We start from the raw sequence: 18,206 nt of genomic DNA on the forward strand, positions 1-18,206 counted from the left end.
TTGCCTTATTTGAGGCCTTTCACATTATTCGCATTAATTTCTAGCCCATGTTTTTTTGCAACTTCAGCGATTCGTTCATAGCGACTTAACTTCTCTACTTCAGCTTGTAATTCTTGATTTTCTTTTTGCTGCTGTACAATTTTTTCTTCTATCGTCGCTGCTTCTACATTAACTTGATAAAGGCCTGCTTTATTTCCAATAAACGCGACACAGGCATACAATAAAAAGCCAATAAACGCTACATACAACAGTTTTTCGATTCTTGTAATTTTCGCTTTAACCTTCGGCTTAGCCATCTGCTGTGGGGGCGTTTGAATTTGCACCTCTTCTTGCGCTTGTTGTTTGTACTTTACAGCTAAATTAGTCATACCTCTCTCTCCCTTTTATCGTTTTTCAGCGATTCTCAACTTCGCAGAACGCGCACGATTATTTTCTTCTAGCTCTATATCAGAAGGTAAAATCGGTTTTCTTGTAATAAGCTTTAATTTCGGCTTAAATTCATCAGGAATAATCGGTAATCCTGGTGGCAATTGTGGCGTTGTACTATTTCGCTTAAACGTTGTTTTACAAATACGATCTTCCAATGAATGGAATGTTATAACACTAACCCTTCCACCTGGCTTAACCATCTCAATAGCAGATTCCAATGCTTCTTCAAATACTTTTAATTCATCATTTACAGCTATACGAATTGCCTGAAACACCCGCTTAGCAGGATGCCCACCAGTTCTACGAGCAGGAGCCGGAATACCTTCTTTAATTAGCTCTACTAATTCTCCTGTCGTTTCAATAGCTTTATTCTCACGATAAGCTTCAATTTTTCTTGCAATTTGTTTTGAAAATTTCTCTTCACCGTATTGGAAGAAAATCCTTACAAGTTGTTCATATGACCAGCTATTTACAACATCATATGCCGTTAATGGGGCATCTTGATCCATCCGCATATCTAACGGTGCATCATGATGATAACTAAAGCCTCGCTCTGGTGTATCTAATTGTGGGGATGAAACACCTAAATCAAATAAAATACCGTCTACTTCTGTTATACCTATTTCTTGCAGTTTTTCAGCTAAATAACGGAAGTTACTCTTTACTGTTATAAACTGTTCACCGTATGAAGAGAACTTTTCTTTCGCGTTTTGAATCGCTATCTCATCTTGATCAAACGCTATTAATTTTCCACCTTCAGTTAATTGGGATAATAAATAAGAACTATGTCCTCCTCCCCCCAGTGTACAATCTACATATGTACCATCTGGCTTTATATCTAAGCCGTCTACTGTTTCCTTTAAAAGCACTGTTACGTGTTTAAACATTGTTGCACCTACTCTTTTTCCAATTAATTATGTTGAATGTATCCCTTCCTCTAAGCACATATTTCACGCTTAGAGAATGAAATAATACGAAAGAACGACTCATTTAACTTACCAACAAAGGCAACATACTATACAAATCGCTATTTTCTTTTATTATATACTAAATTTTATCATCTTTTGCGGGAATTTAAATAAAAAACTGTCGAAAAAGCGAATAATACGTTTACATTTTGTGCTATTTTGTCATATATTTAAGTATCCAACACAATTACCATATCCAACACTTTTTTGATTGATAATTCAGAAAAAAATCACTTCACAGTAAATTCAACGGAATAAAAATAAAATCCTGCTCCAAAGAGCAAGATTTTATAGTTTTATAACATGATGTTTTCCGTCCCAAGAAAAAGGGTTTTCCATTACACGATCAACGAAATCCAAACCAAACTGATTTAAATAATAACATACATTCCACACACGTTCTTGCGGCGCACCTAATGGACGAAGTGCGAATTGTATACGGCGGAATTTATTTAGCTCAACCTCATACTTTTTCTCAACATTTCTTTTCAACATTCTTTCCAGCAGTTCAATTTGTTCATTAATTTTCAATTCGTTTTTCCCTGCAAACGCACCTAATCCTGGCTCTATTTTCTTTACAAATTGCTGTAAAGATATATGAATATCGGCAATTTCTTTTTTCGCCTTTTCAAAATGATCATCAATCGGTTCCTCTACTCGATTAGACAACCAGTTTTCACGCAGTTTATCGACATCATTTAAAAACGGATCACTTTCTCTCAATTGCAGATCGAATAAATCTGTCGCTATATCTCTCTCCACATAAGTAATTGTAAGACGAGGAACGACAGGTGGCATTTGAAAACCGACAGTATGGAATACTTGTTGTAATTCACTCCAATAAGCTAATTCCCCTGGACCTCCAATAAATGCGAGCGTAGGAAATACATACTCTTGCATAAGAGGACGCGTTACAACATTATTACTAAAACGTGCCGGATTTCTCTCCATTTCTTCAATCAACTCTTCATATGAAAAGGAATGCGCCCCATCCTTTCCAACAAACTTACCTTGATGCTCTTCAAGCAATACTCGTTCATTATCTATTTCCATGAATATATGCACTGCATGAGACTTCGTTTCAATAATCGGTTTGTATCCTAGTTCTTTAATTACTTCCTGCTGATTACGAAGCCCCTCTTGCACCTCTTTATACTTACTTATAATTCGCTTAAAAAATGGAATTTCTAACTTTCTTAATTCAGGATGATGTGAATCAACAAGGATTAAACCAGAATTAGCAAAGATTTTCGTAATAAGATGAGCAAAGAAATCTACATACGTATTCGATTTTTTCAAAGCATCATCAACAAATTTTAATACATCCTTTGTAAAATTTGTTTCTGGGTATGTTTTAAAAATCTCTTCAATCCAACTTCTACAATCTTCAACAGAAAGTTCAGACTCAGAAGCACTCGCCTTTTTCGGATTACGATCATAAAAAATAGTTTTTTTCATCTTTTTATTTTTCGCTACAAAAGTATGGTTAATCTCATCCATATCATGATCTTCACCCGCAATCCAGAAGACAGGGACAACTTTAACTCCTAAACTTTCTTCCTTTTCCTTTGCAAGCTGTAAAATTGAAATAACTTTATGAATTGTATAAAGCGGTCCAGTTAATAACCCCGCTTGTTGTCCAGCTATAACAACATATGTATTTTCATCTCCAAGCGCTTTTACATTTTGAAGTGTAGATTCTCCCGCTTGTAATTTTGTATTATATTCTAATAAATGCGCTACTAAATCTTGGCGGAAAAACTCCCTTTCACGCAAATCATGTAAACGTTGTTTAAAAGCATCTTCTGTTAACATATAATCAAAACATGACTGTATCTCTTTTTTACCGTTCATATAGTCCGCTACAACACCTTGTTGCGGAACAGAGATTTCTTTTATCTCCATATAATTCTTCCTTTCGTATCCAGTTCTCTCACCAATCCACATTGTAGTCAATGTTTCACTTAAAAGCAAAGAATAACACTTATACTCTTGTTTCTAACCCCTTTATTGCATCGAACAAAAATTGAAGTATCGGAACTGGTCGTTGCTGTTTCTTAGCCTCTTCTAATACATACCCAACAATCGCATTAATTTCCGTCTGTCTATTCGCTCTTACATCCGCTAACATAGAGGATGTATTACGAGACGTTCCTTCACACACATTTCGTACCATTTGCCATACCATTTCTTTTTCTCCTCTAATAAGAAATGCGACCTCCTGAAACACTTGCTCCATCATTTGATAAAAAAAACGATTCGTGATTAATTCACCATTCTTAACTCCCAATAACGCTGTCAACGGATTGATACATACATTTACTACTAATTTTTTGCGCATAATCTCTTCCCAATCTGTTTCTATTTGAACTGGAAAATAAGCAACCGGAAAAGAATGAAATATTTTTTTAAAATGTATAGATTGGCCACAAACCACTCCAAATCTCGTTACACCTACTCCAGTATGATGAACGATGTGCCCTCCCTCTTTTTTCGCACCATGTTCTACAATACCAACAGCTATATTTTCACTCCCTATTTGCAGCATCTTTGGAAGATGCGACATTCCGTTTTGCAAAAAGATTAATGATGATGCACCTTCCACAAACGGTAGTATGTCATCTATATGATATTGCTTCACAGCAATAAATATATAATCTAAATTTTGCGCTACCATACTTTCTATCGGTAAAACAGCTGGATATACTGTTTCACATCTTCCATCTCTAATACAAGTTACACCTGTTTCATTTAACTCTTCAGCTTGCTTAGCTGTTCTTGTAAACAACGTAACATCTTGGTTACTTTTTTGTAAATAAAATGTATACAATAGACCAATAGCACCTGGTCCGACAATTCCAATTTTCATTTTCACACAAGGGATTCACATTAAGCGCCCTTGCCTCCCCCCCTTTTTTATATCTTTTTAAAGTACATAAGCACACCCTATAATTTCGTTGTCCTCTGCCAAACAAATACACTCTCACTTTTCACTATGTATATACTGCCTATTAATACGCTTATACTCTTAGTTTAGCAAATCCTCAAAAAAATAATAAAAGAAATATACTATCTTCTTCATAAAAATAAAAAAATGAGTTATACTATTATTATAAATATTTTTACTTTTCTGCATTCAACGAGATAAGAAAAGGATGTGATGTAATGGGATTCCCAAAAGTTGAGCGCTTGCTCATCAATTATAAAACGTTAGATGAATTCAAAAAATTTAAAGGGTGCGGAGCCCAGGAACTATCTATGCTGGAAGAATTGCAAGCAAACATTATTGAAAACGACAGTGAATCTCCATTTTACGGTATTTATTATGGCGGATCACTAATCGCACGTATGAGTCTATATATGAAAAGAAACGGCGGAGAACCATTCGAAATTACAGGTCCTTACCTAGAACTTTATAAACTTGAAGTATTACCAACTTTTCAAAAACAAGGATTCGGACAAATGCTTGTAAATCATGCGAAACAACTCCAATTTCCTATTAAAACGATAGCGCGTATTCATTCAGCTGGTTTTTGGGATAAATTAAATTTCAGCCCCGTATCAGTAACTGATGGAGATTTTTATATTTGGCATCCAGAAACAAATTTGAATGCGGTTACAAATGAAGAATCGGCTTAAGAAATAAAAAAAACAGCTGTATAACAGCTGTTTTTTTATTTCTTAAGCTTCTCTAACTTCTCAGTCGAGCGAGCATTGTTTCTTTCCGCTACCATTACACTTCTTTTTTGATCGATATAATCAAGCAATGTTCTATACTCTTCCTCATATACTGATAATCGCTCCAGAAGACGCTCTCTTTCTGTTTGTAATGATTCAACTTGTTGTTGCAACACCGTTAAAGAGTTTTCATCTTTATAATTTTGCAAGAAATCAATAACATCATTCAACGTAATTGACGTAGGTTCTAACACTTTTGTCTCTTTCACTTCATAATTTTCTACTTTACGAAGTTGCTTCGCTTCCTCAATACGTTCTTTATATTGCTTTCTTACGTAAGAATTCCATCTAAATCCACATGCTGCTGGTGTACGAGATAAATTTTTCCCCACTTCCTTAAAGGCAGAAAGTTGTGTTCCACCTTCTCGAATATGCCGGAGTACTACTTCTGCCAGAAGCAAATCTTCATCATCAGTCCAAGCATCTTGTCTTGTTGTCGCCATTTCTCTAGTCCTCCCTATGCATTTTTTATTAAGCATATGCAGTTACTAGAAAAGATAGAATACAACAACTAAAGATTAAGACAAAAAAAATAAACGCAGAAGATATCTTCTGCGTTTATTTTCCCGCAATTACTTGCTGATTACTTCTTTACCTTTGTAAGTACCGCATGCTTTACATACACGGTGAGCTAATTTCGCTTCACCACAGCTTGGGCACTCTACCATACCAGGTACTGATAATTTGAAATGCGTACGACGCTTTCTTTTTACTGTTTTAGAAGTTCTTCTAAAAGGTACAGCCATTCTTCCCACCTCCTTAAAAGAAATAGTTATTTTCATATGAAGGCCTGAACCAGTCTTCCGATTATTTGTCAAAAAACTTTGCAAGTCCTGCCAATCTTGGATCAACAGTCTTTTCTTTGTCTTCTTCCGAAATCACTTGCCAGTCTTGACCTTGCGTCGGTGCTCCACCAGAAACATCATCACTGAAAATTTGCATTGGAATCTCCAAAAGTATATTTTCCTTGATTACGGGCAGTAAGTCAAGTACTTCTCCTTCTAAACAATGAATTTCAGCTTCAGTTTCAAATTCTTCTTGTGAAGTTTGGAACACCTCAGTTGTTTTAATGTCAAATGGTAATGTCACATCTACTAAAGAGCGAGAACATGGTAAAACCATGCTTCCAGTTATATGTAGATGAAACGTAAACTTACCGGAGCCAAAATCAACTCTTCCCGTTACATGAACAGGATTAATTTCACGAATATCTTTCTCGACCTCTTTTAGCTCACTTACATCTACCATCTCATCCAATGTCAATCCTTTATTTCTCAATTTATTCAATTGATGGATGGACCATTTCATATCATATCACCTCAAGGCAACAAACAAAATTATAGCTAGCCATTTTATATTTGTCAATGTTTTTTCTTTACACTATAATGAAGTCATCATAGTAAATAATATATAGAGTATCACGTTTTTCAAAAAGATGCTACATCGAAAGGAGAGATTACCATAAAAGCTGGTGGTATTGTTGTTGAATATAACCCTTTTCATAACGGTCACCTTTATCATGTGCAACAGACAAAAAAGTTAACACAATCCGATATAATAATTGCCGTTATGAGTGGTCCTTTTTTACAGCGTGGTGAGCCCGCACTCATTTCCAAATGGTATCGCACTAAAATGGCCTTAGCAAACGGCGTAGACCTTGTTGTAGAGCTTCCATACGTCTTTGCAACACAAAAGGCTGAAACCTTCGCAAATGGTGCTATTTCCATTTTAAATGCCCTACATGTTTCTGAAATTTGTTTCGGTAGTGAGGATGGACAAATCGAAAATTTTTATAATACCATCTCCGTACAAAAAAACGAAGAAGAGACTTTTAACTGCCTTGTAAAACAATTCATGGACGCTGGAAATAGTTATGCAAAAGCAACATCGGATGCTTTTTCACACATTTTAACATCCGAAAAAAACATAGATATGTCACAACCAAATAATATTTTAGGCTTCCAATACATTAAAGCAATTCTGTCACAAAATAGCTCTATACAAGCTCAAACTATAAAAAGATTCGCCTCTCATTATCATGATGAAACATTTAATGACCAACATATTGCAAGCGCGACAAGCATTCGGAAACAACTCTTTAGCGAAGAAGGATCATTTACAACAATTGAACCTTTTCTCCCACAGGCAACCACTTCGCTTTTAGCAAATTACAAACAAAACTACGGGATATTACATAATTGGGAACAATACTTTTCATTTTTTAAATATAAACTCATGACAATGTCTTCAGGAGACTTACGACATATATATGAAATAGAAGAAGGTTTAGAGCATCGTATTTTATCAAAAATACAAAACAGTTCCTCCTTCTATTCATTCATGGAAGCATTAAAAACAAAACGTTATACATGGACTAGACTACAAAGAGCTTGTACACACATTTTAACAAACACAACAAAAGAGGAAATACGTAGCGCAAATATAGAACAACATGCACCATATATCCGCCTGCTAGGCATGTCACAAAAAGGACAAACTTATCTTTCAAAAAACAAGAAAAAAATCGAACTTCCAATCCTTACTCATACAAAAACATTTGACCATGCTGCTTTAGATATAGAGAAAAAAGCAAACTCTGTATATTTCTCCATCATGCACGAACCGTTACGCACGCAACTATTAAAACAGGATATAACACACCATCCTATTCGCTATGATGAAACAACTACAAAATTCCTATAAAAAAACCGCTCTATTTCAGAGAGGTTTTTTCCTTATCCATCTTTTCTAAATATGTTAACGCATCATCCAGCGTATCCACTGGTACAATTTTCATTTTTGTTTTAATGTCCTTTGCAGTCTCAAGTGCATTTTTATAGTTCGATTTCTCCGCTCCTTTTTCATTTGGCGCAAAGAACACCTCAGCCCCAGCATCGCTAGCAGCCACCACTTTTTGATTTATACCACCAATCGGGCCAACTTCTCCTTTTTCATTAATTGTACCTGTTCCAGCTATTTCATGTCCTTTTGTTAAGTCTTCTTCCACAAGTTGATTATATATTTCTAATGTGAACATTAAACCTGCGGATGGTCCACCAATTTCATGAGAATTAATTTTCACTTTCGGATCGACCACTAATTCTCTTTCCGTAACGATAGAAACACCTATACCGACACGTCCATTCCCATTAGGAATCGTCTTTACATTTAAATTTTCTTTCAATTGTTTTCCATTTCTCATGTACTCAATACTTACAGCATCGCTTTCTTTTTTCCCAGTCATATATTCAATAAATTGCTCCGTCTTTTCAAATGTTTTTCCATCAACAGCTATAATAACATCACCAAGCTTAAGCTTTCCTTCTGACGGCATTCCTTTTGCCACACCAGCAACTAATACACCTTTATTTTCAAAAGAAACGGAGCGATTTGCACGTTTATATGCATTATAAATTGCTGCATTTTGTGAATCTTTCATCGCATAATTTTGGCGAAATTGATATTCTTCATCACTCTCACCTTTTTGCAATATTTCTTCCGCTTTTGAAATATGTGTATATTTATTAAACTGTGCCGCTATTAAATTCACCACATTTGCTGGTCCCATTGAAACCGTAACAAGCATAAAATCACCAGATTCTTTCGTTCCACCCTCAACTTGAACGTAAGGCTCTAATTTGGCAGCCATTCCTGGTTTTGTTACATAATACGGTAAACGCACGTAAACAAGTAACATCGCCAATATAACCCCTATTAAGATTGCATATATAAACCGAAAACGCTTAAACATTATGTTTCTCCTTCCACTGCTCAATTAATAAATAAATATTTGAAACATGTTTTTCCGCTTCTACTTCTCCAACTCGAATAATGTCTTCAATGTTTGTAAAAGCACGTGAACTAAATTGCTCTACAGCTGGTCGCATCATTAAATCCGATGCAATTTGCCGATTCATTACAAGCTCATGCTGCATAATTTCTATACTTTGCATGATTACGTCATAAATGGACGTAACATCGCCATTCACCTTAATTGGAGACACATCCACAGCGATAACAATATCAGCCCCTAATTCTTTCACAACCGATACTGGGATACGATCAATAACCCCACCATCCACTAATAATCGTCCATCTATTTTTTCTGGTACAAACACTCCAGGAACAGATATGCTAGCCCTCACCGCATCTGCAACTGGTCCACTTGTAAAAACCACTTTTTCCCCCTTCAATATGTCAGTAGCCACAACAGCCGTCGGGATATCTAACTCTTCTAAATTTTTATTATATGTAAACATTTTAATCATATCTTTGACACGTTTTCCAGCAATAAATCCCATTTTCGGTACCGTGAAATCTAAATAATACTTCCGCTTGAAAACAGATGCCAATTTATACAATCTTTCAACGTTACTACTTGCCGCATAAAACGTACCTATTAGCGCCCCCATACTACTTCCTGCAATCATATGAATAGGGATACCAGCTTCCCTTAAAACCTTTATTACACCAATATGAGCAAACCCTTTCGCTCCTCCAGACCCAAGTGCTAAACCAATCTTTGGTTCTTTCATTTTTCTCACCCTTTAATTTTTTTCATTCCTTTTTCATACTTATGGTCTAAATTCACTACGTATCCACGTATACTGAAATGAACGTTTTTTGGGACAAAGGGGGATTTACTTACATGTATGAAAAATGGAAAACCGCTTTCCTTACCATATCAACGCTTTTTTTAACCTTTTCTCTTGTACTCCACCCCCAAGCCGCTTTACAAGCTTCTATTCGCGGGTTAAATATATGGTGGGAAGTTGTATTCCCTTCACTACTACCGTTTTTCATCATTGCGGAACTTCTAATTAGTATCGGTGTTGTAAAATTTATTGGCGTTATATTAGAACCACTCATGCGCCCACTTTTTCGCGTTCCAGGGATAGGTGGATTCGTTTGGGCAATGGGAATGGCTTCAGGTTTCCCTGCAGGCGCCAAACTAAGCGCTAGACTACGAAAAAGCAACCTTTTAACTCAGATTGAAGCGGAGCGCCTCGTTTCTTTCACAAATTCTTCTAATCCACTTTTTATTTTCGGTGCTGTGTCTATCGGTTTTTTTAATAATCCAAAATTAGGGATTATATTAGCGGCTGCCCATTATTTAAGTAACTTTGCTGTCGGATTAATTATGCGTTTTTACGGCCATAATACCGCTTACAAAAATAATACACACACTACAAAAAAACGCCGCTTTCAAAACCCTTTTTTAATTCTTCACGAGACACGCTTACAAGAAAAAAGACCAATCGGTAAATTACTTGGGGATGCTATCGTTTCTTCTATTCAAACATTACTTATGATTGGCGGATTTATTATTTTATTCTCTGTGTTAAATAAAATGATTACTGTATTCCACATTACAGCAGCTCTTTCTTTTATTATGCAACATATTTTATCATTCTTCCAACTAAGTACAGATTTTAGTATACCTATATTATCAGGTGTTTTCGAAATGACACTCGGAAGCCAAATGATTAGTCAAATAAATGAAACCCCCCTCTTACAACAAGCTATGGTAACAAGCTTCATTTTAGCATTTAGCGGTCTTTCTATTCAGGCACAAGTTGCTAGCATATTAGCTGAAACAGACATCCGATTTAAACCCTATTTTTTCGCACGAATTATTCAAAGTATTCTTGCCCCTATTTTTACATTTATATTTTGGACACCATTTTATGAGAAAGTAAGTTCTTTCTCACCTATGCAAAAAGATATTCCTGTATTTTTATCCAAGCATCCTTCTATACTACATGAAATTTGGACATCTTTTATACATTACGGACCAATTTTCACATTATTTTGTCTATATTTATATGTTATTTTATTATTTTTTCGCACGTATAAAGAAAAACCCCGTTCACTTTAACGGGGTTTGAAACTTTTCTTTTAAAGCACGCTCTACAATAGGAGGCACAAGATCTACTACACTCCCTCCATACCTCGCAACTTCTTTCACAATACTCGAGCTTAAAAATGAATATTGGTTGTTTGTCATAATAAAAAATGTTTCAATATTTTCATCTAATTTTCGATTCATAGAAGTAATTTGCATCTCATATTCAAAATCAGAAACTGCTCGTAAACCACGTAATATTGCATTTGCATTACGCATTTTTGCATACTCTACTAACAGCCCACTATGCGAATCTACTTTTACATTCGGGATATCCTTTGTCGCTTCTCGAATTAGTTCTAATCGCTCTTCAACTGAAAAGAATGGTTTTTTAGATGAATTGTTTAAAACGACTACGTACACCTCATCAAATACTTTTGCTCCCCTTTTAATAATATCCAGATGCCCAAGGGTAATTGGATCAAAACTTCCTGAAGAAATAGCTATACTTGTCATTCTGTCCCCTCACCTTCATACTTATAAATCGATATTGCAGTAATCCCATAATTCTCAGCTCGTACTTTTACAAGCTTTCCTATTGAATCAGGTAAAACTACATCATTACCATGCTCTGCCATAATTAATCCATCACTATGTAGCAATCCATGTTGATCCATTACACTAATTAAAGATACAATTTTTTGCTCTTTATATGGTGGGTCTATTAATATAAGATCGAATGACATTTCACGTTTTATAAGCGCCTTTACTGCACGTTCCGCATCATTTCGATATACTTCAGCTTGTTCCTGTATTCTACAACTTTCTAAATTTTGATGAATTACTTTTATCGCTTTACTATCCCTATCAACAAAAATCGCTTTATCGATCCCTCTGCTCAAAGCCTCAATTCCAAGGCCACCACTACCACCAAATAAATCAAGGGCGATACCACCATCAAAATAAGGACCTATCATATTAAAAATAGATTCTTTTACTTTATCTGTCGTTGGACGTGTTGTATTACCAGGAACCGCTTTAAGTGGGTGTCCTTTACATTTTCCTGAAACTACTCTCATCTGTTGTCACTACCTTTATTTCAATCTATCGAGCGATTATAGAAAGCCATTCCCACTTTGGTAACCGTTAACAAATTACATTCACCAAAATATTAGAAAACTCAGCATCAAATAACCACTCATTATTTTTATGTATTCATCTCATCATTCACTAATATGAATCCAATATGTATATTAGTTCCACTTTATCTTTTTTATCCTATCACAAAATAAAAAAAAGAAAAATAAAAAGCCTGACATAAAATTTAATTTCATTATGTATATCTTCATTTAGATTGGACATAAATAATTATAACAACATCACCTTCGATGTTGTTGCCAACCGCGGAGAAGACTTACGTTTCCCCATAAGTTCTTCCTCCGGTTTCTCCTCTCCCTTTGCCTTCTTACTAGTACATGCTAGTATAAGAAGGGCCCTGCTATGCAGGGTTTTTTTTCTTTGTGTGCTTTTCATTTAAAAAGTGAAATGGTACAGTAAAAGAAAGAGGAGGAAAAAATATGATTCAACGCTTTATAGAACTCGGAGAAGGCTACTCTGATTTATATGAATTACTTGAAATTGCCAAAACAAATCAAGAACGTATAGCACATATGTTACAATTTGAAACGATAAAAAACGATAAAAAAGTGTGTTCGCTTGTTGTAATATTAAAACCAACTACTACTGGTGATTTCCAACCATTATACATATGTCGTGAAGGCATTCCTGTATTTGAAAATAAAAAAAGTAAACGTGTCATTTTATTTGAAGAAACGGCAGAGCAACTCGGAAAAAAAGTGGCTACTTTTACTGTAAAGCCATCTACAACTTTCCCAGAAAAAGAACTATTTTTTAATCATTTAATTGGTATTTTACGAATGAACAATTTCATTCCTCCGATGAAATAACACTTTATTTCAATTAAAAAATCCCCCGCTAAATTTAGCAGGGGATTTTTTCTATTAGCTATAATCGTATTCTTTTGCTCGATCAGGACGGGAATTTTCAAATTCCGTTTTTAAATACGGGCGATACGACTGTTCTATCTTTTTCACAAAAGGAAGTTTGTTCAACTTATGCATCATATGCTCAATTTGTTCCATGTCACAATATACTACAGCATATTTTAATCGTTTTGATATGTAATGTATATTACCATATTTCCTTAAAATCTTGGCATGTTTCAATGAATGTAAATAAACAATCATACTTTGTCGTTGCCCGAACATAATCTTCTCCATCTTCTCCTTTTAAAAACATATATTTTATATTCTATGAAAACCAATCAGAAATTTATAACATTACAGGACAAACTCTGTATACGTTTTCTTCCAACTTCTAAAAAACGGGGTACATCACCCCGTTTTTTTACAACCACAACCTCCGCCAGTACCACAACCTCCACCACAGCCACCAGCATCAAAGAATGGATTTCCTGTTGGTACTTTAATGGAAGAAGACACTTCCGAACCGATTGCTACACTAACTTCATCTAATAACTTCTGCAAAGCAGTTTCTGCTCTTTTAAAAGCTGCAACCTTATCATGTAAGTCCACAGAACGCTTTAATTCTCTCATTTTCATCGATACGGTAGTGTAGTCAGGATGGTATTTTCCAAAGCGCTGTACTTCCTCATACCGTTCTTTCATCGCTGTAAATTGCTGAATTAACGTCTGAAGTTCTATATCTTCATGTAATTCTCTATAATACTTACGATAATCTTCTGCTATATCTGAACAGATAATCGCTTTTGCAAGCTGCTCTGCCTTATCTAATATTAATACGCTTTCTAGCGTCGCTACAATCATGAGAGACACCTCCGAGTATCCATCATACCACATTTAGATTAGAACTACTAATTGAAGTGACTTACTCAAAAGAAAGATATAATGAAACTATTTTCACACTATATCCGTACACACTTATACATTAATATGTTCCGCTATATTATATTTAAGAACATCCCATTTCCCACTATTTTGTTTCACATAACTAATACACGCATTTTTTAATGGTGTCTTAAATGTAATTTCATCTGGTTCAATGGCATGTAAAATTGCTTTTATCGCGTGTGAGTGAGCAACAATAATAATACGTTTGCCAAAATGAGTTGTTGCAACATCTTCTAAAGCAGCAAAGCAACGAGCTACAATCTCTTCATCTTGCTCCATACCTTCTACTTTACCCTCAGCAATCAACTCTCTAACAGTCGCAACTGGCTTCCCTGAAGCTTCTCCAAAATTCCGTTCAACAAATCGATTATCTAATAAAATCGATTGTAATCCAGCCGCCTTTGCGATTTCATTAGCCGTTTCTTGCGCTCTAATTAACGGGCTACTTATAATGATATCCCACGTTTCTTCTTGTAAAGCAGCTGCACTTTGACTCGCTTGCTTCTTACCAACTTCATTAAGCGGAATATCTTCTCGTCCCTGAATAATTTCTTGAAAATTCCAATCAGTTTGTCCATGTCGTACTAAACAAATTTCCGTCATGCTGCAACTCCTTTTTAAATAATCAATCTCTATTGTAACAAAAGTTCTGCATGACGGACATATTTTTCACTTGTAATTAGGTTGCATTTTGTTGCTTCATATACTGAAACATATCAATCATGATGGAAGCAACAGCCAATTGATTTTGAAATTTTTCCACTTTATCTGGTATTGTTTTTTTGAAATGTTGCATCGCCGCTAACTCAAAAGCCTCTTTTTCTTCAGGATTTCGTGTTAATTTTCTATACCAGTACGGTTGCTCTCTAATATAGCGAGATAAATCCTCATCAGCCTTTATAAACTCCATAATTTCTGCTCTCATCATCTTTCCCCCTAATCCTTTTGAAAGAAAAACGGGTTATTTTCTGAAGTACTTTGTTCTTGCTGCGTACGGTTACCTTGAAATTGCTGAATAACTTGTTGCACGCTCCCAATAGCACTCGTCACATTAGCTAAATGGTTCTGCATTTGTTCCACGTCCAACTTTTTAAAAAAAGAAAGCATTTGCCCCATCACATCAGCAGTTTTTTCCTCTTCAGTTCGATTATCTTCTTCTTTTTTATTTTCTTTTACCGAAGAAAACGCAGGCGCTCCATCCGGTCTATAAGTTGCCCATATTGGATCTTCTTCACCCAGTAAGTACCATTCTTCATAAAATTGTTGCCAAGTTTTGTGACCACTTCTAACCTCATGAACCATTTTAGGGTGATGGTTTACAAATTCTTTAAACTGTTGAACCGATGGATGTAACGGCCCTTTTGTTGTTGGCATAATCCTCACCTCTCCATGTATATCTACTATATAGTAAGAAAAAAAAGGCACATGGTTCGCCTATTTTTAGACGATTCATGCACCTTTTTTTCTGCTATTTGCATACGGTCAGATTCCCACCTACAATTCAGTGAATACGAAGTAACTAATTAGGTGATGTAACACCCCACCGCTTACAGTTTCGCTTTATTTTCGAATAAAGTTTTGTGTATAAAATTTATCGTATACACCAACACCTAATCCTGTAAATTGTTCATTTAATAAATTCTTTCTATGCCCCTCACTATTTAACCAACCTTGCACTGCCGCAATTCCATCACTATGTTGCGCCGCTATGTTCTCACCAGCAAGTTGAAATCCTACTTTCCCGCGCTGCAAACGATCTCCTAGCGTACCTAATGTAGGTGAGTCATGAGAAAAATAATTATTGTCTTTCATATCTTTACTGTGACCAACAGCAACATCTGCCGTTTCCTGATCCCATGTTAATAATGGTAATTTATGACGACTTCGAATGATATTTGTTAAATCAAAAATTTGTTGCATATTCCCATTTTCTACTTGTTTTATCTTTTCTGGAGTCAATGGTTGTTCTGCTATTAATTCACCTGAATAAACGAGCTGATATGGTCTTTGGCGTAATAAAGTTTCATCATCCATATAACGAACACCCACAAGCTCATGTGTAAATTGATCAAAATACAATTGCGCCCATCCATCTTCTACAGGTATTAACGGTTGTTCCATGACTTCGGTATCAGATAGTTCAAATTGATAACTATTTTTCCCTCTTTTTAATGAAATTTCATGCGAAAGCGGACTTTTTTTATATACTTCTTCATATTTTTCATTTATATAATAAGGTGGAACCTTAACTTGTTCACCAGCAGCGTACGCCGTTATAACTTTACGTTCAGAAACTCCGAATTGAACATACTGAGTTAAATCCTGATTGTATACCCACCATTCATATCCGTATGCAGATGGCTCTATTCGAGAGGGTTCTCCCCACTTCGCTAATAAATTTTCAGAGTCTTCACCAATCATATTTAAAACAGTGTCTGAGGAGTCTTCCTTAATTTGCTTTTTCTTTTTCACAATTTTATTTTCTTGCTTTGATTGAGATGGGGTTAATATATATTGTGAAACGAGTAATTTCCCGTATAAATCAACAGCTAAAATTAAAATTGTAATCATTACGATACGCAATAATTTCTTCAAACGATATACCTCCTGAACAAAACATAAAATTGAGATATACACAAATCCTTTTCTTTCTTTTTGTGTGTACCGTACTCTTTTCACTATATCATATTTTTGTGAAAAAAGTCTGGATTATCCCTTTTCTCTCAATATGAATTGCACTTTCTTATTATTCATACTATTATAAAAATAATGGTGTAACATTAAAAAAGGAGGTATTATATGCAATTTACAAATACGAAATTTAATGGAGCCGTCGTTGAATTAACTCTTTTAACTGAAATCATGGAAAACAACCACTTCGTACTTGCTGGACAGTGGGATTATGAACGGGTTACATACGATTATAAATTTGAAATATTAAAGGATGTTTATTATTTGCGAGTGCAAGGCGTTGCTGTTGAAGGTGACATTGGCAGTAGACACGCTGAAGTAAAACTACTCCCTCCCTTATTAGGAAAACATTATTATCCTCACGGCGTTGAATATGGCGATGATGAGACTTTCCCAACGAATGTACTTCAAAAAAGTGAACAACTCCTACAAAATGTCGAAAAAGAGTTAAAGGAACTTCAAATTATTGATTAACAAAAACAAGCGCATCAATATGATGCGCTTGTTTTTTCCCTCCCCTAAGAATGAATCGTTTTTTTTACTGGATATCCATAAATAGATCCATCTTTTACTTTAATCTCATCTTCCCAAGGAACCTTATATTTACCTTCAGCTAAATCTTTTACAAACGTATATGGATTTTCTTTCACCCCACCAGGAGTTGCTACATATCCTCTTGAACCTAGATTATATATATTATTTTCTAATCCCCATCCTAATCTAGCCTGATCTGCTAGTTCTGGATATACTTCAGCAGTAACAATCTCCCAAGGATTTCGATGCCCCTGTACTAAAGTAGTCCCATCAAAATTACATACTTGTCCTTCACCAAAGTAATAAAATACACCATCATAACCCGCTAAGTTTACCGACAATGTATACATTAAATTCTGCCATGCATTTGAACGATTGGTTAGCATCCATTGTTCACTAACTTGTGTGCTATACCCAGAAATACGAATCAAGACATTTGCACCTTTATAGGCCGCTTCACGAGCTACTTCAGGGAACATGCCATCATGACAAATACAAACAGCTAATTTACTTCCTCCAGGTCCATCACAAACAGGTAAACCTAAATCTCCAGCTTTCCAAGGCTCGACTGGCACCCAAGGATTTAGCTTACGATACTTCAAAATCATTTCACCTTGTGGATCAATAATAACTGCTGTATTATATGGCTCTCCACCATCAGGGTTTTTTTCCATTATTGAAAAAACACCATATACTTTAGATTCCTTACATGCCTCAGCAAATAAGTCTGTTTCTGGCCCAGGCACTGTACATAAAAATTCTTCTGTAGTCCATTTTTTTGTATTGAGCCCTTGTGTACTATATTCAGGAAATACTATCAATTCTAATCCAGGGTAACCTGATTTGGTCGAATGAATTGTTTTTATGATTTGTTGAATTTGTTTATCAATGTCTGCACGTGACTCTACTACTGGTACTGGATATTGAATTAGCGCTGTCAAAAAACCACTAATCGGCTTTACCATACTTCCACTACTACCCATTTAAATTCCCCCTTAAAATAGTTCGTGTTTATTAAAGATAACAATATATTTTTGTAACTCTCTAAAA

At 35.3% G+C, this 18,206-nt stretch carries 23 protein-coding genes; 5 read left to right on the forward strand and 18 right to left on the reverse strand.

All coding sequences use genetic code 11. The features are described from left to right. Nucleotides 1-5: 5 nt before the first annotated feature. The 4 genes from ftsL to panE form a co-directional block, all read right to left on the reverse strand. Nucleotides 6-368 carry a cell division protein FtsL gene (gene ftsL / locus BUA87_RS20210; protein ID WP_000182804.1) on the reverse strand — a complete coding sequence of 121 codons (363 nt, stop codon included), beginning with the start codon at nt 366-368 and terminating at the stop codon, nt 6-8. A 15-nt stretch (nt 369-383) separates the two neighbouring features. Next, on the reverse strand, nt 384-1,316 hold the full coding sequence (gene rsmH, locus BUA87_RS20215) for a 16S rRNA (cytosine(1402)-N(4))-methyltransferase RsmH (RefSeq protein WP_000472508.1): 933 nt from the start codon (nt 1,314-1,316) through the stop codon (nt 384-386). Nucleotides 1,317-1,685: 369 nt separating this feature from the next. Further along, nucleotides 1,686-3,302, reverse strand: a complete 1,617-nt coding sequence (bshC, locus tag BUA87_RS20220) for a bacillithiol biosynthesis cysteine-adding enzyme BshC (protein WP_000403041.1) — start codon at nt 3,300-3,302, stop codon at nt 1,686-1,688. 79 nt (nt 3,303-3,381) lie between these two features. Next, nucleotides 3,382-4,266, reverse strand: coding sequence for a 2-dehydropantoate 2-reductase (gene panE / locus BUA87_RS20225; protein ID WP_002094123.1), 885 nt, complete (start codon nt 4,264-4,266; stop codon nt 3,382-3,384). A gap of 296 nt (nt 4,267-4,562) precedes the next feature. Here panE and BUA87_RS20230 point away from each other — a divergent pair, with 296 nt between their 5' ends. After that, nucleotides 4,563-5,036: an N-acetyltransferase gene (locus tag BUA87_RS20230; protein ID WP_000506690.1), complete on the forward strand. Its 474-nt coding sequence runs from the start codon at nt 4,563-4,565 to the stop codon at nt 5,034-5,036. Nucleotides 5,037-5,071: 35 nt separating this feature from the next. On the opposite strand, the gene BUA87_RS20235 is transcribed toward BUA87_RS20230, so the two are convergent. The 3 genes from BUA87_RS20235 to BUA87_RS20245 form a co-directional block, all read right to left on the reverse strand. Beyond that, nucleotides 5,072-5,578 carry an RsfA family transcriptional regulator gene (locus BUA87_RS20235; RefSeq protein WP_000246469.1) on the reverse strand — a complete coding sequence of 169 codons (507 nt, stop codon included), beginning with the start codon at nt 5,576-5,578 and terminating at the stop codon, nt 5,072-5,074. A gap of 129 nt (nt 5,579-5,707) precedes the next feature. Beyond that, nucleotides 5,708-5,881, reverse strand: coding sequence for a 50S ribosomal protein L32 (rpmF, locus tag BUA87_RS20240; protein ID WP_001984764.1), 174 nt, complete (start codon nt 5,879-5,881; stop codon nt 5,708-5,710). Nucleotides 5,882-5,942: 61 nt separating this feature from the next. Further along, complete coding sequence (locus tag BUA87_RS20245) at nt 5,943-6,443, reverse strand: YceD family protein (RefSeq protein WP_000872146.1); 501 nt, start codon at nt 6,441-6,443, stop codon at nt 5,943-5,945. 213 nt (nt 6,444-6,656) lie between these two features. Between BUA87_RS20245 and BUA87_RS20250 the strand changes: the two genes are divergently transcribed. Further along, nucleotides 6,657-7,838: a nucleotidyltransferase gene (locus tag BUA87_RS20250; RefSeq protein ID WP_025118125.1), complete on the forward strand. Its 1,182-nt coding sequence runs from the start codon at nt 6,657-6,659 to the stop codon at nt 7,836-7,838. A 10-nt stretch (nt 7,839-7,848) separates the two neighbouring features. Here BUA87_RS20250 and BUA87_RS20255 read toward each other — a convergent pair whose 3' ends face one another. Both BUA87_RS20255 and BUA87_RS20260 read right to left on the reverse strand, forming a co-directional pair. Further along, the gene (locus tag BUA87_RS20255) at nt 7,849-8,886 is read right to left on the reverse strand and encodes a SepM family pheromone-processing serine protease (RefSeq protein WP_000476299.1); all 1,038 of its coding nucleotides are present in this window, start codon (nt 8,884-8,886) and stop codon (nt 7,849-7,851) included. Beyond that, a complete protein-coding gene (locus BUA87_RS20260; protein WP_000662590.1) occupies nt 8,879-9,670 on the reverse strand; it encodes a patatin-like phospholipase family protein in 792 nt (263 codons plus the stop codon). Before BUA87_RS20260 ends, BUA87_RS20255 begins: the two co-directional genes overlap by 8 nt. Before the next feature lie 113 nt (nt 9,671-9,783). On the opposite strand from BUA87_RS20260, the gene ylbJ reads away from it, so the two are divergent. Next, a complete protein-coding gene (gene ylbJ / locus BUA87_RS20265) occupies nt 9,784-11,013 on the forward strand; it encodes a sporulation integral membrane protein YlbJ (RefSeq protein WP_000273089.1) in 1,230 nt (409 codons plus the stop codon). Here the strand turns inward: ylbJ and coaD are convergent. Next, nucleotides 11,005-11,496, reverse strand: a complete 492-nt coding sequence (gene coaD, locus BUA87_RS20270; protein ID WP_000200601.1) for a pantetheine-phosphate adenylyltransferase — start codon at nt 11,494-11,496, stop codon at nt 11,005-11,007. The genes ylbJ and coaD overlap by 9 nt on opposite strands. Beyond that, on the reverse strand, nt 11,493-12,059 hold the full coding sequence (rsmD, locus tag BUA87_RS20275; protein WP_001266976.1) for a 16S rRNA (guanine(966)-N(2))-methyltransferase RsmD: 567 nt from the start codon (nt 12,057-12,059) through the stop codon (nt 11,493-11,495). The genes coaD and rsmD overlap by 4 nt, the downstream gene beginning before the upstream one ends. A gap of 498 nt (nt 12,060-12,557) precedes the next feature. Here rsmD and BUA87_RS20280 point away from each other — a divergent pair, with 498 nt between their 5' ends. Further along, the gene (locus BUA87_RS20280; RefSeq protein ID WP_000616017.1) at nt 12,558-12,947 is read left to right on the forward strand and encodes a DUF7147 family protein; all 390 of its coding nucleotides are present in this window, start codon (nt 12,558-12,560) and stop codon (nt 12,945-12,947) included. Nucleotides 12,948-13,001: 54 nt separating this feature from the next. On the opposite strand, the gene BUA87_RS20285 is transcribed toward BUA87_RS20280, so the two are convergent. The 6 genes from BUA87_RS20285 to BUA87_RS20310 form a co-directional block, all read right to left on the reverse strand. Next, entirely contained in the window at nt 13,002-13,268 is a 267-nt protein-coding gene (locus BUA87_RS20285) for a YlbG family protein (RefSeq protein ID WP_002082261.1), read from the reverse strand. Between the two features lie 126 nt (nt 13,269-13,394). Further along, entirely contained in the window at nt 13,395-13,847 is a 453-nt protein-coding gene (locus BUA87_RS20290; protein WP_000634361.1) for a YlbF/YmcA family competence regulator, read from the reverse strand. Between the two features lie 114 nt (nt 13,848-13,961). Continuing rightward, a complete protein-coding gene (locus BUA87_RS20295) occupies nt 13,962-14,534 on the reverse strand; it encodes a histidine phosphatase family protein (protein WP_072940546.1) in 573 nt (190 codons plus the stop codon). Nucleotides 14,535-14,610: 76 nt separating this feature from the next. Then, nucleotides 14,611-14,856, reverse strand: coding sequence for a YlbE-like family protein (locus BUA87_RS20300; protein ID WP_001200990.1), 246 nt, complete (start codon nt 14,854-14,856; stop codon nt 14,611-14,613). Between the two features lie 11 nt (nt 14,857-14,867). Continuing rightward, nucleotides 14,868-15,305, reverse strand: a complete 438-nt coding sequence (locus tag BUA87_RS20305) for a YlbD family protein (RefSeq protein WP_001143345.1) — start codon at nt 15,303-15,305, stop codon at nt 14,868-14,870. 186 nt (nt 15,306-15,491) lie between these two features. Beyond that, nucleotides 15,492-16,526, reverse strand: a complete 1,035-nt coding sequence (locus tag BUA87_RS20310) for a CAP domain-containing protein (RefSeq protein WP_000735387.1) — start codon at nt 16,524-16,526, stop codon at nt 15,492-15,494. A gap of 204 nt (nt 16,527-16,730) precedes the next feature. Here BUA87_RS20310 and BUA87_RS20315 point away from each other — a divergent pair, with 204 nt between their 5' ends. Next, the gene (locus BUA87_RS20315; RefSeq protein WP_001160948.1) at nt 16,731-17,096 is read left to right on the forward strand and encodes a YugN family protein; all 366 of its coding nucleotides are present in this window, start codon (nt 16,731-16,733) and stop codon (nt 17,094-17,096) included. Nucleotides 17,097-17,140: 44 nt separating this feature from the next. Here the strand turns inward: BUA87_RS20315 and BUA87_RS20320 are convergent, their stop codons facing one another. Continuing rightward, complete coding sequence (locus BUA87_RS20320) at nt 17,141-18,139, reverse strand: formamidase (protein WP_000535802.1); 999 nt, start codon at nt 18,137-18,139, stop codon at nt 17,141-17,143. Between the last annotated feature and the right edge of the window lie 67 nt (nt 18,140-18,206).

Origin of the sequence: Bacillus sp. bc15, assembly GCF_900142585.1 — a bacterium.
GTDB classification, from domain to species: Bacteria; Bacillota; Bacilli; order Bacillales; family Bacillaceae_G; genus Bacillus_A; species Bacillus_A cereus.

Bases quoted from the DNA above. Each gene is read 5' to 3' on its own strand.
- BUA87_RS20260 (WP_000662590.1), bottom strand. From the start codon at position 9,670: ATGAAAGAACCAAAGATTGGTTTAGCACTTGGGTCTGGAGGAGCGAAA.
- ylbJ (WP_000273089.1), top strand. From the start codon at position 9,784: ATGTATGAAAAATGGAAAACCGCTTTCCTTACCATATCAACGCTTTTT.
- BUA87_RS20290 (WP_000634361.1), bottom strand. From the start codon at position 13,847: ATGATTGTAGCGACGCTAGAAAGCGTATTAATATTAGATAAGGCAGAG.
- BUA87_RS20300 (WP_001200990.1), bottom strand. From the start codon at position 14,856: ATGAGAGCAGAAATTATGGAGTTTATAAAGGCTGATGAGGATTTATCT.
- rsmH (WP_000472508.1), bottom strand. From the start codon at position 1,316: ATGTTTAAACACGTAACAGTGCTTTTAAAGGAAACAGTAGACGGCTTA.
- bshC (WP_000403041.1), bottom strand. From the start codon at position 3,302: ATGGAGATAAAAGAAATCTCTGTTCCGCAACAAGGTGTTGTAGCGGAC.
- BUA87_RS20315 (WP_001160948.1), top strand. From the start codon at position 16,731: ATGCAATTTACAAATACGAAATTTAATGGAGCCGTCGTTGAATTAACT.
- BUA87_RS20320 (WP_000535802.1), bottom strand. From the start codon at position 18,139: ATGGGTAGTAGTGGAAGTATGGTAAAGCCGATTAGTGGTTTTTTGACA.
- rpmF (WP_001984764.1), bottom strand. From the start codon at position 5,881: ATGGCTGTACCTTTTAGAAGAACTTCTAAAACAGTAAAAAGAAAGCGT.
- coaD (WP_000200601.1), bottom strand. From the start codon at position 11,496: ATGACAAGTATAGCTATTTCTTCAGGAAGTTTTGATCCAATTACCCTT.
- panE (WP_002094123.1), bottom strand. From the start codon at position 4,266: ATGAAAATTGGAATTGTCGGACCAGGTGCTATTGGTCTATTGTATACA.
- BUA87_RS20295 (WP_072940546.1), bottom strand. From the start codon at position 14,534: ATGACGGAAATTTGTTTAGTACGACATGGACAAACTGATTGGAATTTT.
- rsmD (WP_001266976.1), bottom strand. From the start codon at position 12,059: ATGAGAGTAGTTTCAGGAAAATGTAAAGGACACCCACTTAAAGCGGTT.
- BUA87_RS20245 (WP_000872146.1), bottom strand. From the start codon at position 6,443: ATGAAATGGTCCATCCATCAATTGAATAAATTGAGAAATAAAGGATTG.
- BUA87_RS20235 (WP_000246469.1), bottom strand. From the start codon at position 5,578: ATGGCGACAACAAGACAAGATGCTTGGACTGATGATGAAGATTTGCTT.
- BUA87_RS20285 (WP_002082261.1), bottom strand. From the start codon at position 13,268: ATGTTCGGGCAACGACAAAGTATGATTGTTTATTTACATTCATTGAAA.
- ftsL (WP_000182804.1), bottom strand. From the start codon at position 368: ATGACTAATTTAGCTGTAAAGTACAAACAACAAGCGCAAGAAGAGGTG.
- BUA87_RS20280 (WP_000616017.1), top strand. From the start codon at position 12,558: ATGATTCAACGCTTTATAGAACTCGGAGAAGGCTACTCTGATTTATAT.
- BUA87_RS20255 (WP_000476299.1), bottom strand. From the start codon at position 8,886: ATGTTTAAGCGTTTTCGGTTTATATATGCAATCTTAATAGGGGTTATA.
- BUA87_RS20230 (WP_000506690.1), top strand. From the start codon at position 4,563: ATGGGATTCCCAAAAGTTGAGCGCTTGCTCATCAATTATAAAACGTTA.
- BUA87_RS20305 (WP_001143345.1), bottom strand. From the start codon at position 15,305: ATGCCAACAACAAAAGGGCCGTTACATCCATCGGTTCAACAGTTTAAA.